This is a genomic window from Kitasatospora sp. NPDC058115 (assembly GCF_042884635.1).
Lineage (GTDB): Bacteria > Actinomycetota > Actinomycetes > Streptomycetales > Streptomycetaceae > Kitasatospora.
Window position 1 is genome coordinate 430,872 of the sequence record NZ_JBHVTL010000001.1, and the last position, 21,839, is coordinate 452,710.

Genomic DNA, 21,839 nt, shown 5'->3' on the forward strand with positions numbered 1-21,839 from the left:
ATCGGGTGAGCCTGTCACCCGACTCCCCCACCCGGATCCCGCCCATTCTGGAGGACGGCTCGTGACCGCCACCGCACCCGGCAGCGCGCCCCCCGCCCGCTCCGAGGCCGCTTCCGGGTCCGGCCCGGGAGTCCGGCTCGGGCTGCGCGCCAACCTCGCCCAGTTCACCCTGCTGGTCGCGGTGAACGCCCTGGTCGGCGGCATGCTCGGCCAGGAGCGCACCGTCCTGCCCCTGCTCGCCGACCGCGCCTTCCACCTCTCCGCCTACTCGGCCACGCTGACCTACATCGTGGCGTTCGGCGCGACCAAGGCCGTCACCAACTTCTTCGCCGGCGCGCTGTCCGACCGCTACGGCCGCAAACCGGTCCTGGTCGCCGGCTGGCTGCTCGCCTTCCCGGTGCCGCTGCTGCTGATCTGGGCGCCGACCTGGGGCTGGGTGGTGTTCGCGAACGTCCTGCTCGGCGTCAACCAGGGCCTGACCTGGTCGACCACCGTGATCATGAAGATCGACCTGGTCGGCCCCGCGCGCCGGGGCCTGGCCATGGGCCTCAACGAGGCCGCCGGCTACCTCGCCGTCGCCGCCACCGCGATGGGCACCGGCGCCATCGCCGCCCACTGGGGCCTGCGCCCCCAGCCGTTCCTGCTCGGCATCGCGTACGCCGCCCTCGGCCTCGGCCTGTCCGTGCTCGCCGTGCGCGAGACCCGCGCACACGCCCGCGCCGAGGCCGCCCTCCACCCGGCCCCCGCCGGCCCCGGCCACCACGCCGCGCTCACCACCGCCCAGGTCGCCCGGACCACCAGCCTCACCGACCGGGCCCTGTCCTCGGCCAGCTGGGCGGGCATGGTCAACAACCTCAACGACGCCCTCGCCTGGGGGATCTTCCCGCTGCTGTTCGCGGCCCACGGCCTGTCGGTCGCCCGGATCGGCCTGCTCGCCGCCCTCTACCCGGCGGTCTGGGGGCTCGGCCAGATCCTCACCGGCTGGTGGTCCGACCGGATCGGCCGCAAGCACCTGATCACCGCCGGCATGCTCCTCCAGGCCGTCGCGATCGCCCTGGTCGCCGCCGGCACCACCTTCCCGGTGTGGGCCCTGGCCCAGATCCTGCTCGGCGCCGGCACCGCGCTCGTCTACCCGACCCTGCTCGCCGTCATCGGCGACGTCGCCCACCCCGCCTGGCGCGCCCGCGCCGTCGGCGTCTACCGCCTCTGGCGCGACGGCGGCTTCGCGGTCGGCGCGCTCCTGGCCGGCGCCCTCGCCGACGCCTATGGCGTGACCACCGCCGTCCGGGCCGTCGCGGTGCTCACCGCCGTGGCCGGCGTGGTGGTCGCCGTGCGGATGCGCGAGACCCTTCCCGGGGCGGGCCGCCCCGAGGGCCCCTGATCCCTCCGCCCCACCCGGAGGACGGCGGCGCGCCCCCGGCGCCCGGGGATCGGCCCCGGTCGCCGCGCACACCGGGCGTCCACGGTCGGCCGGAGCGGCCCCACCCCCCGTGGCCCGACGGGGCGTTCGCCCGTGAGAGGGTGACCGGCATGACCGATGGCGTGACTCCGGACAGCGAGGTCGTGCTCGAAACGAGCCGCCTGCTGCTCAGGCCCTGGCGGGTGGCCGAGGCCGATGTCCAGCGCGAGCTGTGGACCGAACGCGACCCACGCGTACCGCCACACCGCCGGATCGACGCCGACGGCCGTCCCACGGTCGCGGAGCTCGCGGAGTCGATCCGCGCCCACCGGCTGTGGTCGACCGGCTTGCTGGCGGTCGAGCGGAAGGCCTCCCACGACGTCATCGGCTACTGCGGCCTGGTGGACACCGGGCGGGGACCGGCAGGGGAACCGGAACTGGCGTTCGAGCTGCTCCGCCGGGTGTGGTGCCAGGGATACGCGACCGAGGCCTCGCTGGCGGTCCTGGAGTGGGCGAGGTCGTCCGGGCACGAGCGCCTGTGGGCGACGGTCTGGGACTGGAACACCGCTTCCCGCCGCGTTCTGGCGAAGGTCGGGTTCACCGAGACCGAACGGAAGGAAGTGGACCCGGAGCGCGGGACCACCCTGTTCACCGTGATCCGGCTCTGACGCGCCCGGGGTCCGCCCGTGCGGACGGCTCGGTGCAGCACCGGCAGGCCGCGGCGTCCCCCTGCAGCAGGCAGCAGCGGATGCGGCACGCCCCCGGCGCCGGGGCGCCGGGAACGCCCGGGGCGTCAGGGGGCCGCCGGGCGGTGGCGGGGGCCGGTGGCCGAGGTGCGGAGGGGGCGGCGGGCGCGGACGTGGGCCGGGGTGCGCCAGGTGTGGGTGGCGAGAGCCGCGGCGGCGAGGGCGAGGGTGCCGAGCGCGGCGGTGGCGGCGGGGAGGCCGGCGGTGGCGCCGAGCCGGCCGGCCAGCGGGTAGGCGAGCAGCCAGCAGCCGTGCGACAGCGAGAACTGGGCGGCGAACACGGCGGGCAGGTCGGCGGGCGGCACGGCGGAGCGCAGCAGGCGCCCGCCCGGGGTGAGGATCAGCGAGCCGGCCGCGCCGAGGCCGGCCCACAGGGCGAGCAGCGCGGGCCAGCGCCATCCGCCGCCGCCCGCCACCGGCCCCGCCGCGGTGATCGCCGTCAGGGCGGCGAGCAGTCCCGCGATCGCGAAGGCGGCGGGCAGCATCACCGCCCGGTCCGCGACCCGGCCCAGGACCCGGGGCAGCAGCAGCGCGACCAGCATCGACCCGCCGCCGTACGCGCCGAGCGCGAGCGGGACGTCGCTCGCGGGCCGGCCGAGCTGGTCGCGGACGTGGACGACGGTGTTGACGATCACCGTCGCGCCGCCGGCGGCGACGGCGAGGTCCAGGGCGAGCAGCGCCCGCAGCCGGGGCACGGAGAGGAAGAGCCGGATCCCGGCCAGTGAGCGCGCCGGCAGCGGCTGCGCGCCCGCCGTCCCCGACGCCCCCGCCGCCCGGGCCGCGCCGCCCGGCAGGGCCACCGAGACGACCAGCAGCGCCGAGGCGAGGAATCCGGTCACCGTCCCCCAGAACAGCCACCGGTAGCCGACCAGCGCCAGCAGCCCGGCGGCCAGCGCCGGGCTGACCAGGCTCTCGGTGTCGTAGGCGAGGCGGGAGAGGGACAGCGCCCGGGTGTAGTCGCCCTCCTCGGGCAGGACCTCGGGGATCACCGACCGGAACGCCGGGGTGAAGGTGGCCGAGGCCGCCTGCAGAACGAAGATCAGCAGATAGACCTGCCAGACCGAGCCGACGAACGGCAGCCCGAGCGCCACCGCGGCCCGGGCCAGGTCGGCGCCGACCAGCAGCCGGCGGCGCGGGATCCGGTGCGCGAGCGCCGCGACGACGGGGGTGATCCCCACGTAGGCGACCATCTTGATCGCCAGCGCGGTGCCGAGCACCGAGCCGGCGGCCGGCCCGGCGAGGTCGTAGGCGAGCAGCCCCAGGGCCACGGTGGCCAGGCCGGTGCCGGCGAGGGCGACGACCTGGGCGGCGAACAGGTGGCGGTAGGTGCGGTTGCGGAGGACGGAGAGCATCGGGGACTCCGTTCGGACTCGGCGCGGGCCGGGGCGTCCCGTCCGGCGGGCGCCTTCCCTCCACCTTAGGGCAACATGTGCATACGTGTGCACATGTTGCCCGGAAAAGTGCCGCCCGATCCGGCGCGGGCGGCGGGGCGGCGGCCGGCGGCGCTCAGTCGTGCGGCGGCAGCCCGCTGATCTGGTGGTCGGCCACGCTCAGCGCCTCCTGGACCAGCCTCCGCAGGTGCCCGTGCCGCAGTGCGTACACCACCCGCCGGCCGTCCTTGCGGGTCGACACCAGCCCGGCGAGCCGCAGCTTGCCGAGGTGCTGGCTGACCGACGGGCGCGCCGCTCCGGCCGCCTCGGTCAGCGTGGTCACGTCCGCCTCCCCCTCGCCGAGCCGCTGGAGCAGCGCGAGCCGGGTGCGGTCGGCGAGCAGGGCGAGGATGCCGGCGGCCACGTCCAGCCGCTCGTCCGCACCGGGCTCCTGCGACAGGTGTGCACCTGAGGACGCCTGTGCACCTGATATCTGGACGCTCCCGCTCATGGGCTCAGCTTAGAGGGCGCACGAGCACCGTTCACCCGGTCCGCCGCGCCCGGTCACGTCGTCGGGAAGTGACGCCCGGCGGCACGGCACCGCCCGCCCGCTGAGCAGCGGCGGGCGGTCGGGGCGGCCCCACCGGCCGTCGGCGCGGGTCAGCCCTCGCGGAGGTCGGCGATCCGGCGGATCTTGCCGACCGAGCGCTCCAGGGTGTACGGATCCACCACCTCGACGTCCACGCTCACGCCCACCCCGTCCTTGACGCCCCGTGCGATCGCCGCGGCGGCCGCGTCCCGCTGGTCGGGGGCGGCCTCCGGGCGCGCCTCGACCCGCACGGTCATGTGGTCCAGCCGGCCCCGGCGGGTCAGCCGGAGCTGGAAGTGCGGCGCCACGGCGGGCACCCGCAGCAGGACCTCCTCGACCTGGGTCGGGAAGACGTTGACCCCGCGCAGGATGATCATGTCGTCGCTGCGCCCCGTCACCCTGGCCATCCGGCGGAAGGCGGGGCGGGCGGTGCCCGGCAGCAGGCGGGTGAGGTCGCGGGTGCGGTAGCGGATCACCGGAAGCGCTTCCTTGGTGAGCGAGGTGAAGACGAGTTCGCCGCTCCCGCCGTCCGCCAGCACCTCGTCGGTCAGCGGGTCGACCACCTCGGGGTAGAAGTGGTCCTCCCAGATGTGCAGGCCGTCCTTGGTCTCCACGCACTCCTGGGCGACGCCGGGCCCCATCACCTCGGAGAGGCCGTAGATGTCGACGGCGTGCAGGTCCATCCGCCGCTCGATCTCGGCGCGCATCTCCTCCGTCCAGGGCTCGGCGCCGAAGATGCCGACCCGCAGCGAGGTGGTACGGGGGTCGACGCCCTGCCGCTCGAACTCGTCGAGCAGGGTGAGCAGATAGGACGGGGTGACCATGATGATCTCGGGACGGAGGTCCTGGATCAGCTGGACCTGACGTGCCGTCATGCCGCCGGACGCGGGGACGACCGTGCAGCCGGCGCGTTCGGCGCCCGCGTGCGCGCCCAGTCCGCCGGTGAACAGGCCGTAGCCGTAGGCGATGTGCACCGTGTGGCCGGGCCGCCCGCCGGCCGCCCGGATCGAGCGGGCCACCACGTCGGCCCACACGTCGAGGTCGTGCTCGGTGTAGCCGACCACCGTGGGGCGGCCGGTGGTGCCGCTGGAGGCGTGGATCCGGCGGACCTTCTCCCTCGGGACGGCGAACATGCCGTACGGGTAGGTGTCGCGCAGGTCGGCCTTGGTGGTGAAGGGGAAGCGGGCGAGGTCGGCGAGGGTGCGGCAGTCCTCGGGGGCGAGGCCGGCCGCGTCGAACTTGCGGCGGTACAGCTCGACGTTGTCGTAGGCGTGGCGCAGCGTGGCCCTCAGGTGCTTCAGCTGGTGCGCGCGCAGTTCCTCGCGGGTCATCCGCTCACCGGCGTCCAGCAGCCGTTCCGGCGGCGCCTCGCCGAGCCGGGCCGAGGCTGCGCCCGGCCCGGCGGCCGTTCCGTCACTCATCGCGGCTCCCTCCGTCAACACCGACCGATCATTCGGTTGGCCCCTCGGACAGGGCCAAGTAATCCAGCACCCGAACCCCCTGTCAAGGGCCGACGCGCGCCGGCCCCGGTCCGTCGCCGGGGCCGGGGCCCGTCGCGCGGCCGTCGCAGGACGAGGGCCGATCTCTGCCGAACGGCAGATGGCAGCGGAGCGCCGATCGGGGAGGCTCGTCGACGTCACGCACCGTCCACGCACCGGCCGGAAGAGCAGAGCCCATGAGCCGACCCGAGATCCACCCCGAAACCCCGGCCGGGAGCCGGGCCGAAGCCCGCCCCGGCGGCCGTCCCGACGACCGCCGCACCGACCCTCCCCACCTCGAACTGACCGACATCGGCAAGGTCTACCGGAGCGGCAAACGCGCCGTCGACGGCCTCTCGCTGCGGCTCGGCCCCGGGCTGCTCGGACTCCTCGGCCCGAACGGCGCGGGCAAGTCCTCGCTGATGCGGATCGTCGCCACCGTCACCCGGCCGACCACTGGCCGGCTCACCTACCGGGGCACCGACGTACTCGCCCGGCCCGAGCGGCTCCGGCGCGAACTCGGCTTCCTCCCCCAGGACTTCGGCGTCCACCCGCAGCTCACCGCGCGCGAGTTCCTCGCCTACCTGGCCGCCGCCAAGGGGCTGTCCGCCCGCTCCGCCCGGGCCCGGATCGACGAGCTGCTCACCCTGGTGAACCTGACCGAGGCGGTGCGCCGCCCGCTCGGCGCCTACTCCGGCGGCATGCTGCGCCGGGTCGGCATCGCCCAGGCGCTGCTCGGCGATCCGCACGTCATCGTCGTCGACGAGCCGACCGCCGGGCTCGACCCCGAGGAACGGGTGCGGTTCCGCAACCTGCTGAGCGTGCTCGCCGAGGACCGGGTGGTGCTGCTGTCCACCCACATCGTCTCGGACGTCGAGTCGGTGGCCGGGGACATCGCGGTGGTCGCCGGCGGGCGGCTGCTGCGCCGGGGCAGTCCGGAGGAGCTGCTGCACGGCCAGTCCGGCCGGGTGTGGGAGGTCCTGGTCGACCCGGGGGCGGTGGCCGCCGTGCAGGCGCGGTACGTGGTCAGCCGGATGGTGCGCACGGGCGAGGGCCGGGTGCGGCTGCGGCTGCTCGCCGACGCTCCGCCGTTCGCCGACGCGGCCCCGGTCGCGCCGGACCTGGAGGACGCGTACCTCGGCCTGGTCCGGCCCGCCGCCGCGCACGAGCGCGCGGAGGTGCGGCGATGAGCGCGGACACCCTCGCCGCGGGCCGGCCGCCGGGCGCTCCGGCGGGCGCTCCGAGCGGCGCCGCGCCCGCCCGCGCCGGGGTGCTCGCCCGCCTCCGGCAGCTCGCCCTCGGCGACTTCCGGGACCGGGTCCGGCGCCCCGCCTACGCGGTGACGCTGCTGGCCGCCGTCGGCCTCGGTCTGCTCGCCGTCCCGCCCGCCGACGGACACTGGGCGATCCTCGCGCTCGGCCGCTACCGGGGCGAGTACAACAGCGCGTACACCGGCACCGCGACCGCCCTGGCCGGCGCGCTCTGGCTCACCCTCGGCGGGTTCTACGCGGTCCGCAAGGGGCTCGGACGCGACGAGGAGACCGGGGTCGGCCTGATCCTGGCCGCGACGCCGCTGCGGAACGTCGAGCTGCTGCTCGCGAAGTTCCTCGGCAATCTGCTGGTGCTCACCTCGATGCTCGGCGTGCTCGCGCTCACCGCACCGGCCCTGCAGCTGGTCCGGGGCGAGGACCGCTCGCTCGACCCGGTCGCGCTGCTGACACCCTTCCTGGTGCTGACGCTGCCGCTGCTCGCGGCGACGGCCGCGCTGGCGGTCCTGTTCGAGACGGTGCCGCCGCTGCGCGGCGGGCTGGGCAACGTCGTCTGGTTCGTCTGCGCCCCGGCCCTGCTGATCGCCGGTGAGCGCCCCGGCACCCCGTTCGGCGGGCTGGGCCTCGGCCCGGCGGCCGCCTCGCTGAGCGACGCCCTGGCCGCCCGCGGGGCCGACCTCGGCGGCGACGAGTTCAGCCTCGGCCTGACCAGGGTGGACACGCCGTTGGAGCCCTTCCGGTGGGACGGCACGGGTCTGGAGGGCGGCTTCGTCGCCCAGCGGCTGCTGCTGGTGCTGCTCGCGGTGGCGGTCGCGGCGCTGCCCGCGCTCTGGTTCACCCGCTTCGACCCGGCGCGCGGGGCCACGGCCGGGCGGCGGGCACCGGCGGACACCGGCGAGGCGGCGGCGGTCCCCGCCGCTCCCCCGGTGCTCCCGCCCGCCCCGCTTGCCACGCCCGCCACGGCCCCGGCGGGCCCGCGCCGCGGCGTCGGCTTCGGCGTCGGCGTCGGCTTCGGCCGGCTGCTGGTCGGGGAGGCGCGGGTCCTGTTCGCCGACGCCTCGCGCTGGTGGTGGCTCGCCGCCGCCGGCCTGCTCGCGGCCGGCCTCGCCGTCCCGCCGGACACCGGCGCGGGCGCGGTGCTGCCCGCCGCCTGGATCTGGCCGGTCCTGCTCTGGTCCCGTCTCGGCAGCCGCTCGGCCGAGTACGGCCTGGAGGCCCTGCTCGGCGCCTACCCCGCCGCCCGCACCCGGCTGCTCGCCGAATGGGCCGCCGGGGTCCTGCTCACCGCCCTGCTCGGCGCGGGCGTGCTGGTGCGACTGGCGGCGGCCGGCGACACCGCCGGTGCGGCCGCCTGGACGGCCGGCGCCCTGTTCATCCCCTCACTGGCCCTCGCCCTCGGCACGCTCTCCCGCAGCCACCGGCTCTTCCAGGCCCTCTACCTCCCGCTCTGGTACCTGGCGGTGAACCAGGTCGCCGCCCTCGACTTCATGGGCACCGTCCGCCGCGCCGGCCACCCCGCCGGCCCCGCCCCGGTCCTCGTCGCCGCCCTGGCCCTGGCCCTGCTCGCCGTGACCCTTCTCACCACCACCGTCCGCCGTGCGCTCCGCGACTGATCACCCGGGCACGCGGCGGCCGGCCGGCTCACCGGTCGGAGGCGATCGCCTCGGCGAGCACGAAGTCGGCCTCGCACACGGGACAACCCGCACGACCGAAGACATACGTCAGCACACCGGCCACCTCACACCGGCCGTCGGCCGACGCGAGCTCGTGGAGGCGCCGACCGATGCCGTCGAGACCGGCAGGCGCCGCCGGACGCAGCGGACGGGTCTCGACGCCCTCCCCCGAGAGCGCGTAGTCCTCGGCGGCCGAGAAGAACCCGCGCTCGCCGAGGGCGACGAACAGATCGGTCCCGCAGCCCGGGCAGGCGATCTGGTACTCCTCGTCGACGATCCCCCGGGCGAGCTCCTCGCTCCAGCCGGGGACGCCTTCGAGGCCCAGCATGGCCTCCAGGAGGTACACGTAGTCGGTGGGGTCCGTGGCGGCCCGCAGCTGCCGGTTCACCGCCGCGAGCAGGGTGGCGACCGTCGCCGCGAACTCCGTGCGGACGTCACCGGCCCCGTGCGCCTGCCGGTCCCCGGCCATGATCGCGCCGGCCAGGAGCAGGGCGTTGACCTCCTGCTCCCGGTCCCCGCACCCGGCCCTTCCGGCCAGCCAGGGCAGGGCCGCGAAGGAGGCCGGGTAGACGCTGCCCTGGTGGCAGAGCGCCGACCACAGGTCGCCCCAGAGCTCGTCGGTCGGGGCCGAGGCGATCCGGTCCAGCAGCTCCGGGATGTCGTCGGCGGGGCCGTAGGCGTGGCTGAGTCGCGACCAGTCCGTCATACCGGGATCCAACCAGCCGGAGGGCAACCACCGTCGGCCGGGGCGCTTCCCTCGTGGCAGGACACGGATATGGTGCTACGGTCACTAGCACCATGTTGCTGAAGCTGGAGACCGGGGACGCGCGGCCGCTGCACGAACAGGTCGCGGCGGCGATCCGGCGCGCCGTCGGGGAGGGCGAGTGCGCGCCCGGGGAACGACTGCCCCCGGCACGGGAGTTGGCGGCGGCGCTCGGAGTGAACGCGAACACGGTGCTGCGGGCACTGCGGGCGCTGCGCGACGAGGGGGTGCTGGAGTTCCGGCGGGGGCGCGGCGTCACGGTCCTCCAGGGCGCCGACCGGCGCGCCGACCTGCTGAATGCGGTGCGCCGGCTGGTGGCGGACGCGGAGCACGCGGGCTTCGGCAGGGAGGAGATCGTCGAGATGATCAGGGGGCTGGAGTGAGCGACGGTTCGGGACGGGACACCAGGCCGCACGGCGGGGCGGTGGCGCTCCGGGCCGTCGCGGTGTCCGGGGTGTTCGCGCTGCTGGTCGGGCTGCCGTGGGTGGCGCGGAGCCGGCTGCCGGAGCCGCTGGCCACGCACTGGAGCGGATCCGCGCCGGACGGTTCGATGCCGCTGACGGCCGCGGCGCTCGTCCCCGCCGGCCTCTGGGTGGCGGTGGTCGTGGCGGGCGCCGTCGCCCGGTGGCGCGGCGGGGAACAGGCCCGGCTCTGGTCGGCGGCCGGACTGGGCTTCGGCGGGGCCATGCTGACGGGTGTTCAGGCCTCGATCGTCTCGGCCAACCTGGACCGCCCGAGCTGGCAGGAGGCCCGCCCGGTGGGAGCCGAGGCGGCGCTGGTCCTGGCCGCGGCCGTCGGGGCGGGCCTGCTGGCCGGGTGGCTCGCCCGGCGCGGCGGGCCGGGGCCGCGCGCCGTGACGGCCGCCGACGAAACGCGGCTCGAACTCCCGGACGGGCAGCGCGCCGTCTGGCTCTCCCGGGCGGTCAACCCCTGGCTCGGCCGGCTGGCCGCCGTCGCCGGGCTGGGCGCCGCGGGTTCGGCGCTGGGCGCCGTCGCCGGGCTGGGCGGCCCGGCCTGGGCGGCGGCCGCCCCGCCGGCGGTCGTCGCCCTGGCCGCGGGCGGCTGCTCGTCGGTGCGGGCGCGGGTCGGCGAGCAGGGCCTGACGGTGGCGTTCGGCCCGCTCGGCCGGCCGTCCCGGCACTGGGCGCCGGAGCAGATCGCCTCGGCCCGGGCCGAACGGCGCACCCCGGCCCAGGTGGGCGGCTGGGGCTACCGGCTGAGCGGCCTGGGCACCACGGTGATGCTGCGCCGCGGCGAGTGCCTGGTGATCACGCCCCGCACGGGTGCGGACTTCGCGGTGAGCGTGGACGACGCCGAGCGCGGCGCCGCCCTGCTGAACGCCGTGATCGCCCACCGGAACGCCCTCGACGGACACGCCGACCGGCCGCCGCCCAGCACGGATTGACGCCCCGTCAGCCCCGCCGGAGCCCCCGGCGCCGGGGGTCAGCCGCGGCGCTTGGGGCGGCCGCGGCGGGGGGCGTTGCCGGAGGCGCCGCGGGAGCGGGCGGCGCCGGTGGTGCGGGTCGGCGACGGGCGGCCGCCGGTGCTCCTGCCCTTGGCGGAGCCGGGCTGCTGCTGCTTCGCCGGGGTGGGGGCGGTCTGGCCGCGGCCGCGGGAGCTGTTGACCGTGCGGCCGCGGACGATGCCGATGAACTCCTCCACCAGGTCCGTGGTCCGGTCCTCCAGCCAGGACAGCGCCACCCCGGACTGCGGGGCGTCCGCCATCGTCCGGTAGGTGAGGTCGCGCCGGTGGTGCAGGCGGGCCAGGGACTGCGGGACGAGGAGCACGCCGACACCGGCCGCGACCAGTTCGATCGCGTCCGCCGTGGTCGCCGGCCGCTCGATGGCCGGGCGGCCGGGCAGCTGCTCCCAGACGAGGGTGTCGTCGAGCGGGTGGAAGACCACGTCGTCCGCGAGGTCCTCGACGGTGACCTCCTCGGCCGCCGCCAGCCAGTGGTCCTTCGGGAAGACGACCACGGTCGTCTCGGTGTACAACGGAATGGCGCTCAGGCCGGTCCGGTCGACCGGCAGCCGCACCAGGCCCGCGTCCGCGCCGCCCGCGCGCAGCGTCGGCTCGCCGTCGGCGGCTTCCACCGCGACCAGGGCGAGCGGAACGTCCGGCAGTCGTTCCGACCAGACGCGCGCCCACTTGCCGGGGGTCACTCCCGGGACGTAGGCCAGCCGGAACGAGGGTGTCACCTGCATCTCTGTCACCCGACCAAGGCTACCGACCGTGACGGGGAGCGTCGGCCGCTCGCTTACCCTGGTGACCATGACATCGCTCAAGCAGAAGACCACGCAGACCATGAAGCCGGCGACGGCGGCGAAGAAGCTCGGGGTCTACCTCGGCGCCACCCCCGCCGACTTCCAGTCGGGCGTGATCTCCCGCGAGGAGCTCACCGCCCTGCAGACCACGCCGCCGCAGTGGCTGCAGGACCTGCGCCGCAACGGCCCGCACCCGCGCTCCGTGGTGGCCTCGCGGCTCGGCGTCTCGGCGTCCGGCCTGGCGCGTGGCGGCATCACGGAGGCGCTCACCACCGAGCAGATCGAGGAGCTGCGCGAGGAGAACCCGGAGTGGCTCCAGCGCGAGCGCACGATCCAGCTGGAGGTCCGCAAGGAGACCGTCCGGGTCAAGGAGAAGCACGAGAAGGACGAGAAGCGTCGCAAGCAGGCCGCCGCGGCGGCCGAGCGGCAGCAGACCCGCTGACCCGGCAGGCCCGCTGACCTGCGGATTCACCGCACTTTCGAATACGCTTCCCGCTCGGCCCCCCGGCGTCCGCGCCGGGGGGCCGTCGTCTGTCCGGGACGGCGGGAGGGAGGCGTGAGCGGTACGGGCGCGGCACGGGCGACGGCCGGGGCCGGCCGGGTGGCGGCGCGGGGCCGGGCGGGTGACCCGCCCGACGTGTCGGCGGCGAAACCGCGCCCCCGGTGTGCGTCGGTGGGAACGCGCCGCTCCCGAGCGGCGCAAGCCCTGTCTCCGGACCTGAGAGCCGCCCATGCCCCCCACCGCGCACCTGCGCCGCCTGCTCCCCACCGCCGCCTGCACCCTGGCCGCAGCCGTCCTCGCCGCTCCCGCGGCACACGCCGCGCCACCGGGTCGGGGAGGTGGGGCGGGCACCGATCGGGGGGCCGTGATCGACTGGGACCGGGTGGCCGCCTGCGAGAGCAGCGGGAACTGGCGCATCAACTCCGGCAACGGCTACTTCGGTGGTCTCCAGTTCGACCAGCCGACCTGGCGGGAGAACGGCGGCCTGGCCTACGCGCCGCGCGCCGACCTCGCCAGCCGCGAACAGCAGATCGCCGTCGCCGACAACCTCGCCGCACGGCGCGGGCTCAGCCCGTGGCCGGTCTGCGGCACCCGCGCCGCCCGCACCAGCGAGCGGCCGCCGGTGAAGACCCGGCCGGCCGAGAAGAAGGCACCGGCCGAGAAGAAGGCGCCCGCCGAGAGGAAGGCGCCCGTCGAGAAGGAGGAGACCACGACCGCCCCCGGAACGTCCGCGGAGACCTCCGCCGCACCTCCCCCGGCCGACGGGTCCGGCATCTGGACGGTGCTCCCGGGCGACACCCTGGAGAGCATCGCCGACCGGTTCGGGATCCCCGGCGGCTGGCCGGTGCTGTACGAGCGGAACCGCACCCTGCTCGGCGAGGACCCGGACCTCATCCAGCCCGGCCAGGACCTGGTCCTGCCGATCTGAGCCGTCCGAGCCGCCCCGAGCCGCTCGACGGAGGCCCGCCCCGGGCCGCCGGCCCCGTCAGCCCACCGTGGGCTGCCAGGGACCGCGCTCGGGGCGGGCCTCCGTGGTCGAGCCGTCCGGCCAGGGCGGCATGGTGACGGCGACGATCCGCAGCGGGCCGGGGCTGTCCTCCTCGGCGCGGAACTGGAAGGCCGTCCCCAGCGGCACCGAGACCGACGTCCCCGCGCCCAGCGCGTCCACGCTCTCCCGGCCGGACTGCCGCCGCCAGATCCGCCCGCGCCCGGCCGTGACGTACCAGAGCTCCCGCACGGTGGCGTGCGACACCGCCCGGGTCACCGCGCCGGGGGCGAGTTCGAAGACGGCCTGGCTGCCGAGGCCGTCCAGCGCCAGCAGCGGCCTGACGACGGCGCCGTCCGGGGCGAGGACGACCGGGGCGTCCCCGGCCTGCGCGGTGCGGAACGGTTGCTCGTCCATGCGAACCCGACCCCTCTCGGCTCCGGCAGGCCCCCACCCGCCCCTCGTCGCGATGGGACCACACCCCGGCCCGTCCCGCCAGAGCGCCGCACGGGGCCGCGGGCCGGGGCGGCGTCAACCGCCGGACACCCCCACGACCCACAGCCCGACGACACCACGCGACCACACCCCCGCCAGAACGCCGCACGGGGCCGCAGACCGGGGCGGCGTCAGCCGGTGAACACCTCCACGGCCCACGGCCGGACGACGCGATGCGACCACACCCCCGCCAGAACGCCGCACGGGGCCGGGGCGGCGTCAACCGCCGGACACCCCCACGACCCACAGCCCGACGACACCACGCGACCACACCCCCGCCAGAACGCCACACGGGACCGCAGACCGGGGCGGCGTCAGCCGGTGGACACCTCCACGGCCCACGGCCGGACGAAGGGCCGGTTGAGGTGCGCGGTGGCGAGCACCGCGCCGCTGCGGCGGGCGTCGTCGAGGAGCTGTTCGCGGCTGCGGCGGGCCGTCGCGGGATCGGCCTCGTAGCGGTAGCCCACGGCGGGCGAGGCCAGCTGGACGGCGTGGACCAGGACGTCCCCGGTCACCAACAACCGATCGCCGCCGCCCTCGACCAGCACCGACTGGTGGCCCGGGGTGTGCCCGGGGGTGGGCAGCAGGGTGACGGCGCCGCCGGGACGGCCCCGGCCGGAGAGCACCGTGCGGCCGTCCACCTCGTCCAGCCGCCCGGCCCGGAGCAGCGGTTCGACGACGTAGGTGCGGGCCGTCCGGGTCGGCCCCAGGGCCGCGACCTCGGCGTGCTGCACCAGGTAGCGGGCGTTCGGGAACACCGGCGCGCCCTCGGGGGTGACCGACCAGCCGTAGTGGTCCTCGTGCAGGTGGGTCAGGACCACCGCCTCGACGTCCGCCGGGGCGATCCCGGCCCGCGCGAGCACCGCGGGCAGCCTGCCGGGGACGGGCGCCCAGCCGGAGGCCGGGCTGCCGACCGGGCCGATGCCGGTGTCGACCAGGGTGACCCGGCCGCCGGGGCGGCGGACGGCGTAGCAGCGGAAGTCCGGCTCCCAGGTGTCGCCCGGGCCGAACGCCGCCGGGTCCAGACGGCGGGCGCGCTCCCAGTCGGCGGCCGTCGCGTCGGGGAAGGCGGCCTGGCGGGTTCCCGGGAAGGGGCCGTGCGCGTCGAGCAGGGCCAGCACCTCGTAGCGGCCGAACCGCCGCACGGCGACGGCGGACCCGGTGGGCGGCGCAGCGACGGCGGGCGACGGCGCGGCCAACGGCGGCAGCGCCATCGCACCGGCGAGGGCGAGCGCCCCGCGCAGCACCCGGCGCCGGCCGGGCGCGGCGGAGGACGTGGAGGACGTGGAGGACGCGGAAGGGGTGGTCGGATCGTTCACCGGGACTCCTCGCTCGGGGCGGTGCAGCACGGGGGCCGACGGACCGGGCCGGCGCCCCGACCCCCGTCCGGGGCGCCGGCCACCTCCAGCCTCCCGCCGGGCCCGCCCCCGCGGCTTGTCGTTTCTTGCGCGATCGCGATCCGCTCCCCGCCCGGGCAGGGCGCCGATAATCGCTTGCTTCCGGGCGGTGGTCGTGGCTGCAATGTCGGGCATGATCACGGGCCGCGGCGCCCTGCGGTCCGGGCCCGCCGCCACCGACTCGCCACCCGGGAGACACCGACCCATGAGCCCGTCACCCTCACGACCCGAAGCGCAGCGGACCGACGGCCCCGACGGCGCGTCCGTGCGGATCGGCGCGCTCGTCCCGCTCACCCGGCCCGGCTGGGCCGAGGCGGGCCGGCACCTGCTGGCCGGACTCGACCTGGCCGTCGCCGAGGTGAACGCGGCCGGCGGGATCGCCGGACGGCCGCTCGAACTGGTCGTGCGGGACACCGCGGCCGACCCTCAGCGGGCCGCGGCGGCCGTCGACGAACTGGCGGCCCTCGGGGTGGCCGCCCTGGCCGGGGAGTACCACAGCGTCGTCGCCCGCACCGTCGCCGCCCGGGCGGACGCCCTCGGTCTGCCGTTCCTCTGCTCGTCGGCGGTCCTCGACGCGCTCACCGACCGGCCGACCGACCGGGTGGCGCGGCTCGCCCCGGCGCAGTCCCACGGCTGGCGGATCTACGCGGACTTCCTGCGCGACGCGGGTCACCGCCGGATCGCCGTGGCGGCCGAGCCCAGCGTCTACTGGGCGTCCGGGACCGGCATCCTGCGGGACCGCCTCGGCGCGAGCGGCGGCAGCCTCGTCGAGCTCGACGCCCGTGCCCTGTCCCCCGCCGCCCTGGCCGACGCGCTCGCCGACAGCGGGGCGACGGCCCTGCTCCTGCTGACGGGCACCCCGGAGCCGGCGGTGCCGATCGTCCGGGCCGTCCGCCGCGACCGGCGCCTCGCCGGGGTGCTGATCGGGGCCCCGGCCGGCCAGCCGGAGTTCGCCGAGTGGCGGGCCCTGCTGGGCGACGACGGCGCCGCCGTCCCGTTCCTGCGCTACCTGCCCGAGCAGCCGGGGCCGCTCGGCGCACGCGTCGGCGCGGCGCTGCGCGAGCGGCTGGCGCAGGCGCCGTCCTTCGTCGCCTTCGAGGGCTACGACACGATCACCGTGCTCGCGGAGGTGCTGCGCTCCCCCGGCGCGGACTGGCGGCGCGTGGCGGTGGAGGGGACGCGGGGGCCGGTCCGGTTCTCGCGCACGCCGGGCGTCGGCGTCTGGCAGTGGGTGTGGCCGCCGGTCCAGGTCGTCGACCGGGATCCCGCCGACCCGGACAACTTCCGGATCCTGCACACCGGTTGAGCCGGAGGGTGGCCCTCGGAGGGAGCGGGTAGGGTGCGGGCATGGCGGTGGAGCGTGCGTGCCTGCTGGACGAGGGCGACCTGTACGTCGCCGATGTGAGCTGCCTCGATCCGCCGCACGGGTGGACGGACCTGCGGCCGGCGCCGGTGTTCGGGCTGGCCCTGGTGCGGCGCGGGATGTTCCAGGGGCGCGCCGACGGGGTCGAGCAGGTGCTGGACCCGGCCTGCGTGTATGTCGAACGGATGGGCTGCGAGCAGCAGTTCGCGCATCCGCGGGGCGGGGACGTCTACACCGAGGTGCTGCTCTCCGAGCCGCAGGTGGCCGCCCTGCTGGGCGGCGACCCCGAGGTGCCGCAGGGGCTGGTGTTCACCACGGCCCGGATGGCGGTGGCCCACCGGCTGCTGACCGCCCGGGCGCGCGACGGCGCGGACTCCTTCGAACTGGCCGAACGGACCCTGGCGTTGACGGGTGAGGTGCTGTCGGCCCTGGCCCCGGCGGCCCGGGTCGAGAGCGGCCGACCGGCCCGGGACGCCGCGCGCCGGCAGCTGGTGGACGCCGCGCGGGCGGCCCTGGCGGCCGACCTCGGGCTCGGGCTGGACCAGCTGGGGCGGGCGGTCGGCTGTTCGCCGTACCACCTGAGCCGGATCTTCCGGGCCGCGACGGGCGAGGGCATCGCCCGCTACCGCAACCGGCTGCGAGTCGCCCTCGCGCTGGAGCGGCTGACCGAGGGTGAGACGCGACTCGCGCTGCTGGCCCAGGAGTTGGGCTTCAGCGACCAGGCACACCTGACCCGGGTGATGCACCGGACCGCCGGTCTGCCGCCCGGCCGGCTGCGTGCGCTCCTCGGCCCGGCCGACCGGGGAGCGGACGGGCGGGCGTAGGCTCGGCGGGGTGTCCTCCGATTCCGCTCCTTCGGCCTCGTCCGCCCCTTCGGCCGCTTGGGCCCCGCTGACCAGCCTGCACGACCGGGCGGTGCTCGCCGACCGGTTCGGCCGCGACCCGGAGCTGCACCTCTTCGAACTCGGCGATCTGGACGAGCCGTTCTGGTCGCACACCGCCTGGTACACCGCCTCGGCGGACGGCCCGGTGGCGCTGCTGTACACGGTCGGGGAGGTGCCGACCCTGCTCGGTCTGGCCCGGCCCGAGCGCACCGGCGAACTGGCCGGGCTGTTGCGGGCGATGCGGCCGGTCCTGCCCCGGCGCCTGCTCGCCCACCTCACCACCGGCGGGGTGGACGCCCTCGCACCGGCCTACCGCGCCGAACGCCGGACGGCGATGCTGCGGATGGCGCTCACCGACCGCACCGCCCTCGCGCCCCACCTCGGGCGCGGCGCCGGGCTGCTCGGCCCGGCCGACCTGCCGGATCTGCTCGCCCTGTTCGCCGCCGGGTACCCGGGCAACTGGTTCGACGAACGGATGCTGACCGCGGGCCCGTACGTCGGGATCCGGGACGACGCGGGCCGGCTGGTCGCGACCGCCGGGGTGCACGTCTCCTCGCCGCGACGTCGGGTGGCGGTGATCGGCAACGTCACCACCCACCCGGACGCCCGCGGCCGGGGCCTCGCCGCCGCCTGCACGGCCCGCCTCTGCGCGCTCCTCGCGGAGGGCGGCGCCGACCACATCGGCCTCAACGTCCGCGCCGACCACCCCACCGCCCTCGCCCTCTACCGCCGCCTCGGCTTCACCCCCGTCACCCCCTACGACGAGACCGTCCTCACGGCGGCCTGACGCCGCGCCCCGGAGCAGAAAGTCGGCCCCGCCGACTCTGCGCGCCGAAGGCCGGGCGGGGCCGTGGCCCGGGAGTGGAAAGTCGGACCCGCCGACTTCTCGTGCCGCAGGCGTGCGGGTGGGGGCGGCGGGCCGGGGAGGGTCCGGTCAGCGGGTGACGGGCCAGGTGAGGGTGGCGGTCAGGCGGGGGCGGAGGGTGGGGTCGAGGACGGCGGGGGTGGGGTCGGTGGCGGTGGCGGTGAGGGTGTGGACGCGGCCGGGCGGGCCGGGGAGGGGGGCGGTGGCCAGGTTGACCGACGTGCGGCCGCGCCACTGCGGCAGCTCACGGCCGTCCACCGACCAGCGCAGCACGGTGCCGGTGACCGGGAGGTCGACGGTGAGGCGGTCGGCGCGGGTGAGCGGGGTGCCGGCCGGGGTGGGGCTGGTGAGCGGGACGGCGTGCCGGTAGAAGCCGGCGATCATCGCCTCGCGCCCGGGCAGGTTGAACTCCCGCCCCAGCGACCGCATGATCGAGTTCTCGGTGGGCCGGTACAGCCCCTTGGGGTAGTAGCCGCCGCCCTCGTAGCTGCCGACCACTCCCCCGTCGGGCGAGGTGCGGCCGAGCCAGCGGTACCACTTGGCGTGGTCGCGGGCCAGCCGGTCGGCGGTGGACATGCTGATGTTGGGCTCGTCCGGCTCGCCCAGTTCGGCCGGGTAGACGTCGTCGCCGTCGTAGAAGTACTCGTCGGCGAGCTTGCCGAGTGAGTGGCCGGTCTCGTGCACCGCGATCTGGCCCGCCCTGGGGTTGCCGCCCGCCACGGTGGCGATGCCGTCGTAGCCGAGCGGGGAGGCGACGTTGTACCCGGCGCCGCCGTACTTGGCGGTGTTGGCGACGACGAGCACGAGGTCGGCCTGCGGGGCCTTGGCGGCGTAGGTCTCGACGGCCGCGGTGTCGACGCAGAGCAGGCGTTCGATGTCCTCGCACCAGAAGTAGGAGCCGAGGGCGGTGTCCCGGACGGTGGCGCGGTCCGGATCGCCGGTGATGCCGGACTCGGCGGAGACGGTGGCGACCGCCCAGACGTTGAACAGGCCCCGGTAGGCGGCGTACGGCTCGACGGCGCTCAGCTCCTGCCACTTGGCGAGGGCGTCGGCACGGAACTTCTGCTGCTCGGCGGCGGTGTAGCCGTCACCGATGACGACGACGTCGACCTTGTCCGCCGGCTCGCCGCCGCGCAGGATCGGCGTGACCTCGCCGTCCCCGGGGGCGGGCGCGAGTCCGGGCCGGCCGCCGGTCAGGTACGGGGAGGCGGCGGGCACGGTGGCCCGGCCGATCGAGCCGTCGTCGCCGAACACCTCGACACCGTGCCGCGGGCTCCCCGGGGCGGCGGCGACGCCTGGGGAGCCCGCGTCGGCCGGGGCGGCGACCGGGGAGGCGGCGACGGCCGGGGCGGTGCCGAGGGCGGCGAGGGCGAGGGCCCCGGTCAGGGCGATCGAACCGAACCTTCGATGGCGCACGGGCGTTGCTCCTCTGCGGAAGGGCGGGGCGGGGCCGGCGGGGCCGCCATGGTAGGCATCTGACGCCCCATCGGCACAACCCCTCAGCCGACGTGCACCCGCGGGCGGCGGGTGCGGTCCGGCTCGGCCTCGCGCAGGACCTCCCTGGTGACCGGCGCGACCTCGCCCTGCCCGAACAGGAAGAACCGCAGGAACTGCGCGAACGGATTGCCCTCGGTCCACTCGAAGTAGATGTGCGGCTGCTGGCCGGTGCGGTCGCGCACGGTGAGGAGCAGCGCGGCGAGCGCGTTGGGGACGCTGGAGCTCTCCAGCGAGAGCACCCGGTAGCGGTCGTGCAGGACCTCGCCGTGCACGGTGAGCACCGCCTCGAACTCGGACGGGTCACGGACCGTCACCTCGACGAAGACCAGGTCGTCCTCGGCGGGGATGTCGTTGTCGGCCCGGATCTGGTGCTTCTTCGCCTGGTACTCGGCGAGGTCGCGGCGCTTCGGCTCGTTGGCGATCAGCCGCAGCGGCCGGTGGGTGTAGTCGCGCACGAAGCGCTCGGCGGCCTCGTCGAAGACGACGTCGGTGACGCGCAGTTCGAAGGCGCGTTTGAGGCGGGAGAGGAAGGAGACGAGCATGATGGCGGCGATGAAGCAGGCGCCGATCTTCACGCCGTCGGGGCGTTCGGCGATGTTGAGGGCCGTGGTGTAGAGGAAGACGGCCGCGATGGCCGCGAAGCCGATCGTCCAGCGGTGCTGGCGGGCGGCGCGGGCCGCGATGGTGACGGCGATGGCGGCGGAGCTGATCAGCACCAGGACGCCGGTGGCGTAGGCGCCCCCCTGCGCGTCCACGCCGGCGTCGAAGATCCAGGTGACCAGGAAGGCGATCAGGGTGAGCACGATGACCATCGGCCGCACCGCCTTCGCCCAGTGCGGGGCCATGCCGTAGCGGGGCAGGTAGCGCGGCAGCAGGTTGAGCATGCCGGCCATCGCGGAGGCGCCGGCGAACCAGAGGATGGCGATGGTGGAGAGGTCGTAGACGCTGCCGAAGGTGTTGCCGAGGTACTCGTGGGCCAGGTAGGCGAGCGCCCGGCCGTTGGCCTGGCCGCCCTTCTCGAAGGCCTCCTTCGGGATCAGCAGGGTGGTGATGAAGCTGGTGGTGATCAGGAAGACGCTCATGATCAGGGCGGCGGTGGTGAGCAGCTTGCGGGCGCCGCGGATCCGGCCGGTGGGTTTCTCCTCGGTGTCGTCGGGGTCGCCCTCGATGTGCGGCATGACGGCGACGCCGGTCTCGAAGCCGGAGAGGCCGAGCGCCAGCTTGGGGAAGGTCACCAGGGCGACGCCGACCATGGCGAGGACGTTGCCGTGTTCGGCGGTCAGCGCGTCCGCCCAGTCCCCGACCACGTGCGGGGACCGCAGCACGTGGTAGAAGCCGGTGACGACGACGACCACGTTGAGCGAGAGGTAGATCCCGACCAGGAAGACCGCCAGCCCGATCGCCTCGCTGAACCCCTTGAGGAAGACACCGCCGAGCAGGGCGATCAGCACCAGCGTGATGGGGACCTGGCGGCCGGTCAGGGCGTCGTGCAGGTGCGGGTTCTCGACCAGGTGGGCGGTGGCGTCGGCGGCGGACAGGGTGATGGTGATCATGAAGTCGGTGGCGGCGAAGCCGAGCAGGGCGAGGACGAAGAGCTTGCCCTGCCAGAACGAGAGCAGGCGTTCCAGCATCGCGATCGAGCCCTCGCCGTGCGGGCTCTCCCGGGCGACCCTGCGGTAGACGGGCAGGGCGCCGCAGAGGGTGACGACGACCAGGACGACGGTGGCCACCGGGGAGAGCAGGCCGGCGGCGAGGGCGGCGATGCCGGGCTGGTAGCCGAGGGTGGAGAAGTAGTCGAGGCCGGTCAGGCACATCACCCGCCACCAGGGGCGGCCGCGTTCGGCGGGTGCCTGGGCGTGCGGTCCGGGGTGCTGCTTGGCCATGTCGGAGAGGCCTTCGAGCAGCCAGGCCCGGAACCGCCGGCCGTGCCCCGGGGCGCCTTCGCCCGGGCCCTCCGTCGCCGAGGAAGCCACCCTGCACCCCTTGTCCACGGTCCCGAGAGCCGTCCGGCCGACGGCGGGGCGGCAAGGCGCCAGGCTATGTCACCGGGCCGCCGACCTGCGGGAACGCCTCGGCGGTGTCCCCTCATCGGGCCAGTGCGGCTCCTCGGGCCGGTGCGGCCGGGCGGCCCGGGGCGGCCGGCCCGGGGCGTGCGGGCGGCCCGGGGCGTGCGGGCGGACACGCCCGAGCCCCCGGAACCGGGTGGTTCCGGGGGCTCGCGGGACCGGCGGGCGGGATCCGGGGGGCGGGATCCGGGGGGCGGGATCCGGGGGCGGGATCCGGGGGCGGGATCGGCGGCC

The 21,839-nt window shown here is 76.2% G+C and carries 20 protein-coding genes; 11 read left to right on the plus strand and 9 right to left on the minus strand.

The annotated features are described in order from the left end of the window. The first annotated feature begins 61 nt into the window (after positions 1-61). Both ACFVVL_RS01610 and ACFVVL_RS01615 read left to right on the plus strand, forming a co-directional pair. Complete coding sequence (locus ACFVVL_RS01610; protein ID WP_387670512.1) at positions 62-1,381, plus strand: MFS transporter; 1,320 nt, start codon at positions 62-64, stop codon at positions 1,379-1,381. 149 nt (positions 1,382-1,530) lie between these two features. Then, positions 1,531-2,067 carry a GNAT family N-acetyltransferase gene (locus ACFVVL_RS01615; RefSeq protein ID WP_387670514.1) on the plus strand — a complete coding sequence of 179 codons (537 nt, stop codon included), beginning with the start codon at positions 1,531-1,533 and terminating at the stop codon, positions 2,065-2,067. A 125-nt stretch (positions 2,068-2,192) separates the two neighbouring features. Here the strand turns inward: ACFVVL_RS01615 and ACFVVL_RS01620 are convergent, their stop codons facing one another. The 3 genes from ACFVVL_RS01620 to paaK form a co-directional block, all read right to left on the minus strand. After that, complete coding sequence (locus tag ACFVVL_RS01620) at positions 2,193-3,497, minus strand: MFS transporter (RefSeq protein ID WP_387670516.1); 1,305 nt, start codon at positions 3,495-3,497, stop codon at positions 2,193-2,195. Between the two features lie 154 nt (positions 3,498-3,651). Further along, entirely contained in the window at positions 3,652-4,026 is a 375-nt protein-coding gene (locus ACFVVL_RS01625; RefSeq protein ID WP_387670518.1) for an ArsR/SmtB family transcription factor, read from the minus strand. A 149-nt stretch (positions 4,027-4,175) separates the two neighbouring features. After that, complete coding sequence (paaK, locus tag ACFVVL_RS01630) at positions 4,176-5,525, minus strand: phenylacetate--CoA ligase PaaK (RefSeq protein WP_387670520.1); 1,350 nt, start codon at positions 5,523-5,525, stop codon at positions 4,176-4,178. Between the two features lie 254 nt (positions 5,526-5,779). On the opposite strand from paaK, the gene ACFVVL_RS01635 reads away from it, so the two are divergent. Together ACFVVL_RS01635 and ACFVVL_RS01640 are read left to right on the plus strand one after the other, a co-directional pair. Next, on the plus strand, positions 5,780-6,772 hold the full coding sequence (locus ACFVVL_RS01635; RefSeq protein WP_387670522.1) for an ATP-binding cassette domain-containing protein: 993 nt from the start codon (positions 5,780-5,782) through the stop codon (positions 6,770-6,772). Continuing rightward, a complete protein-coding gene (locus ACFVVL_RS01640; RefSeq protein WP_387670524.1) occupies positions 6,769-8,463 on the plus strand; it encodes a hypothetical protein in 1,695 nt (564 codons plus the stop codon). Before ACFVVL_RS01635 ends, ACFVVL_RS01640 begins: the two co-directional genes overlap by 4 nt. 28 nt (positions 8,464-8,491) lie before the next feature. Here ACFVVL_RS01640 and ACFVVL_RS01645 read toward each other — a convergent pair whose 3' ends face one another. Continuing rightward, positions 8,492-9,229 (minus strand): hypothetical protein, encoded by a 738-nt coding sequence (locus ACFVVL_RS01645; protein WP_387670526.1) that lies wholly within the window; start codon positions 9,227-9,229, stop codon positions 8,492-8,494. Positions 9,230-9,321: 92 nt separating this feature from the next. Here ACFVVL_RS01645 and ACFVVL_RS01650 point away from each other — a divergent pair, with 92 nt between their 5' ends. Together ACFVVL_RS01650 and ACFVVL_RS01655 are read left to right on the plus strand one after the other, a co-directional pair. Next, on the plus strand, positions 9,322-9,669 hold the full coding sequence (locus tag ACFVVL_RS01650) for a GntR family transcriptional regulator (RefSeq protein ID WP_387670528.1): 348 nt from the start codon (positions 9,322-9,324) through the stop codon (positions 9,667-9,669). After that, complete coding sequence (locus ACFVVL_RS01655) at positions 9,666-10,691, plus strand: DUF1648 domain-containing protein (RefSeq protein WP_387670530.1); 1,026 nt, start codon at positions 9,666-9,668, stop codon at positions 10,689-10,691. The genes ACFVVL_RS01650 and ACFVVL_RS01655 overlap by 4 nt, the downstream gene beginning before the upstream one ends. A gap of 38 nt (positions 10,692-10,729) precedes the next feature. On the opposite strand, the gene ACFVVL_RS01660 is transcribed toward ACFVVL_RS01655, so the two are convergent. Next, a complete protein-coding gene (locus ACFVVL_RS01660; protein WP_380293741.1) occupies positions 10,730-11,500 on the minus strand; it encodes a LysR family substrate-binding domain-containing protein in 771 nt (256 codons plus the stop codon). Between the two features lie 58 nt (positions 11,501-11,558). On the opposite strand from ACFVVL_RS01660, the gene ACFVVL_RS01665 reads away from it, so the two are divergent. Next, positions 11,559-11,993: a DUF5997 family protein gene (locus ACFVVL_RS01665; protein WP_380293739.1), complete on the plus strand. Its 435-nt coding sequence runs from the start codon at positions 11,559-11,561 to the stop codon at positions 11,991-11,993. Between the two features lie 289 nt (positions 11,994-12,282). Then, entirely contained in the window at positions 12,283-12,981 is a 699-nt protein-coding gene (locus ACFVVL_RS01670; RefSeq protein ID WP_387670533.1) for a transglycosylase family protein, read from the plus strand. A gap of 57 nt (positions 12,982-13,038) precedes the next feature. On the opposite strand, the gene ACFVVL_RS01675 is transcribed toward ACFVVL_RS01670, so the two are convergent. Beyond that, positions 13,039-13,455 (minus strand): cupin domain-containing protein, encoded by a 417-nt coding sequence (locus ACFVVL_RS01675; protein ID WP_387670535.1) that lies wholly within the window; start codon positions 13,453-13,455, stop codon positions 13,039-13,041. 392 nt (positions 13,456-13,847) lie between these two features. Then, entirely contained in the window at positions 13,848-14,852 is a 1,005-nt protein-coding gene (locus ACFVVL_RS01680; RefSeq protein ID WP_387670537.1) for an MBL fold metallo-hydrolase, read from the minus strand. Between the two features lie 283 nt (positions 14,853-15,135). On the opposite strand from ACFVVL_RS01680, the gene ACFVVL_RS01685 reads away from it, so the two are divergent. Genes ACFVVL_RS01685 through ACFVVL_RS01695 form a run of 3 tightly spaced genes read left to right on the plus strand, consistent with a single transcriptional unit; the run spans position 15,136 to position 17,964 of the window. Beyond that, positions 15,136-16,236 carry an ABC transporter substrate-binding protein gene (locus tag ACFVVL_RS01685; RefSeq protein ID WP_387670539.1) on the plus strand — a complete coding sequence of 367 codons (1,101 nt, stop codon included), beginning with the start codon at positions 15,136-15,138 and terminating at the stop codon, positions 16,234-16,236. Between the two features lie 41 nt (positions 16,237-16,277). Next, a complete protein-coding gene (locus tag ACFVVL_RS01690) occupies positions 16,278-17,117 on the plus strand; it encodes a helix-turn-helix transcriptional regulator (RefSeq protein ID WP_380293729.1) in 840 nt (279 codons plus the stop codon). A gap of 10 nt (positions 17,118-17,127) precedes the next feature. Further along, positions 17,128-17,964 (plus strand): GNAT family N-acetyltransferase, encoded by an 837-nt coding sequence (locus ACFVVL_RS01695; RefSeq protein ID WP_387670541.1) that lies wholly within the window; start codon positions 17,128-17,130, stop codon positions 17,962-17,964. A 147-nt stretch (positions 17,965-18,111) separates the two neighbouring features. On the opposite strand, the gene ACFVVL_RS01700 is transcribed toward ACFVVL_RS01695, so the two are convergent. Further along, on the minus strand, positions 18,112-19,458 hold the full coding sequence (locus ACFVVL_RS01700) for a M64 family metallopeptidase (protein ID WP_387670543.1): 1,347 nt from the start codon (positions 19,456-19,458) through the stop codon (positions 18,112-18,114). Positions 19,459-19,541: 83 nt separating this feature from the next. After that, positions 19,542-21,512: an amino acid transporter gene (locus tag ACFVVL_RS01705; protein WP_387670545.1), complete on the minus strand. Its 1,971-nt coding sequence runs from the start codon at positions 21,510-21,512 to the stop codon at positions 19,542-19,544. Positions 21,513-21,839: the final 327 nt, after the last annotated feature.

Excerpts from the sequence above, each read along its gene's own strand:
- ACFVVL_RS01670 (WP_387670533.1), top strand. The coding sequence starts at position 12,283 with ATGCCCCCCACCGCGCACCTGCGCCGCCTGCTCCCCACCGCCGCCTGC.
- ACFVVL_RS01620 (WP_387670516.1), bottom strand. The coding sequence starts at position 3,497 with ATGCTCTCCGTCCTCCGCAACCGCACCTACCGCCACCTGTTCGCCGCC.
- ACFVVL_RS01650 (WP_387670528.1), top strand. The coding sequence starts at position 9,322 with ATGTTGCTGAAGCTGGAGACCGGGGACGCGCGGCCGCTGCACGAACAG.
- ACFVVL_RS01675 (WP_387670535.1), bottom strand. The coding sequence starts at position 13,455 with ATGGACGAGCAACCGTTCCGCACCGCGCAGGCCGGGGACGCCCCGGTC.
- ACFVVL_RS01645 (WP_387670526.1), bottom strand. The coding sequence starts at position 9,229 with ATGACGGACTGGTCGCGACTCAGCCACGCCTACGGCCCCGCCGACGAC.
- ACFVVL_RS01635 (WP_387670522.1), top strand. The coding sequence starts at position 5,780 with ATGAGCCGACCCGAGATCCACCCCGAAACCCCGGCCGGGAGCCGGGCC.
- ACFVVL_RS01625 (WP_387670518.1), bottom strand. The coding sequence starts at position 4,026 with ATGAGCGGGAGCGTCCAGATATCAGGTGCACAGGCGTCCTCAGGTGCA.
- ACFVVL_RS01690 (WP_380293729.1), top strand. The coding sequence starts at position 16,278 with ATGGCGGTGGAGCGTGCGTGCCTGCTGGACGAGGGCGACCTGTACGTC.
- ACFVVL_RS01665 (WP_380293739.1), top strand. The coding sequence starts at position 11,559 with ATGACATCGCTCAAGCAGAAGACCACGCAGACCATGAAGCCGGCGACG.
- ACFVVL_RS01640 (WP_387670524.1), top strand. The coding sequence starts at position 6,769 with ATGAGCGCGGACACCCTCGCCGCGGGCCGGCCGCCGGGCGCTCCGGCG.
- paaK (WP_387670520.1), bottom strand. The coding sequence starts at position 5,525 with ATGAGTGACGGAACGGCCGCCGGGCCGGGCGCAGCCTCGGCCCGGCTC.
- ACFVVL_RS01615 (WP_387670514.1), top strand. The coding sequence starts at position 1,531 with ATGACCGATGGCGTGACTCCGGACAGCGAGGTCGTGCTCGAAACGAGC.
- ACFVVL_RS01685 (WP_387670539.1), top strand. The coding sequence starts at position 15,136 with ATGAGCCCGTCACCCTCACGACCCGAAGCGCAGCGGACCGACGGCCCC.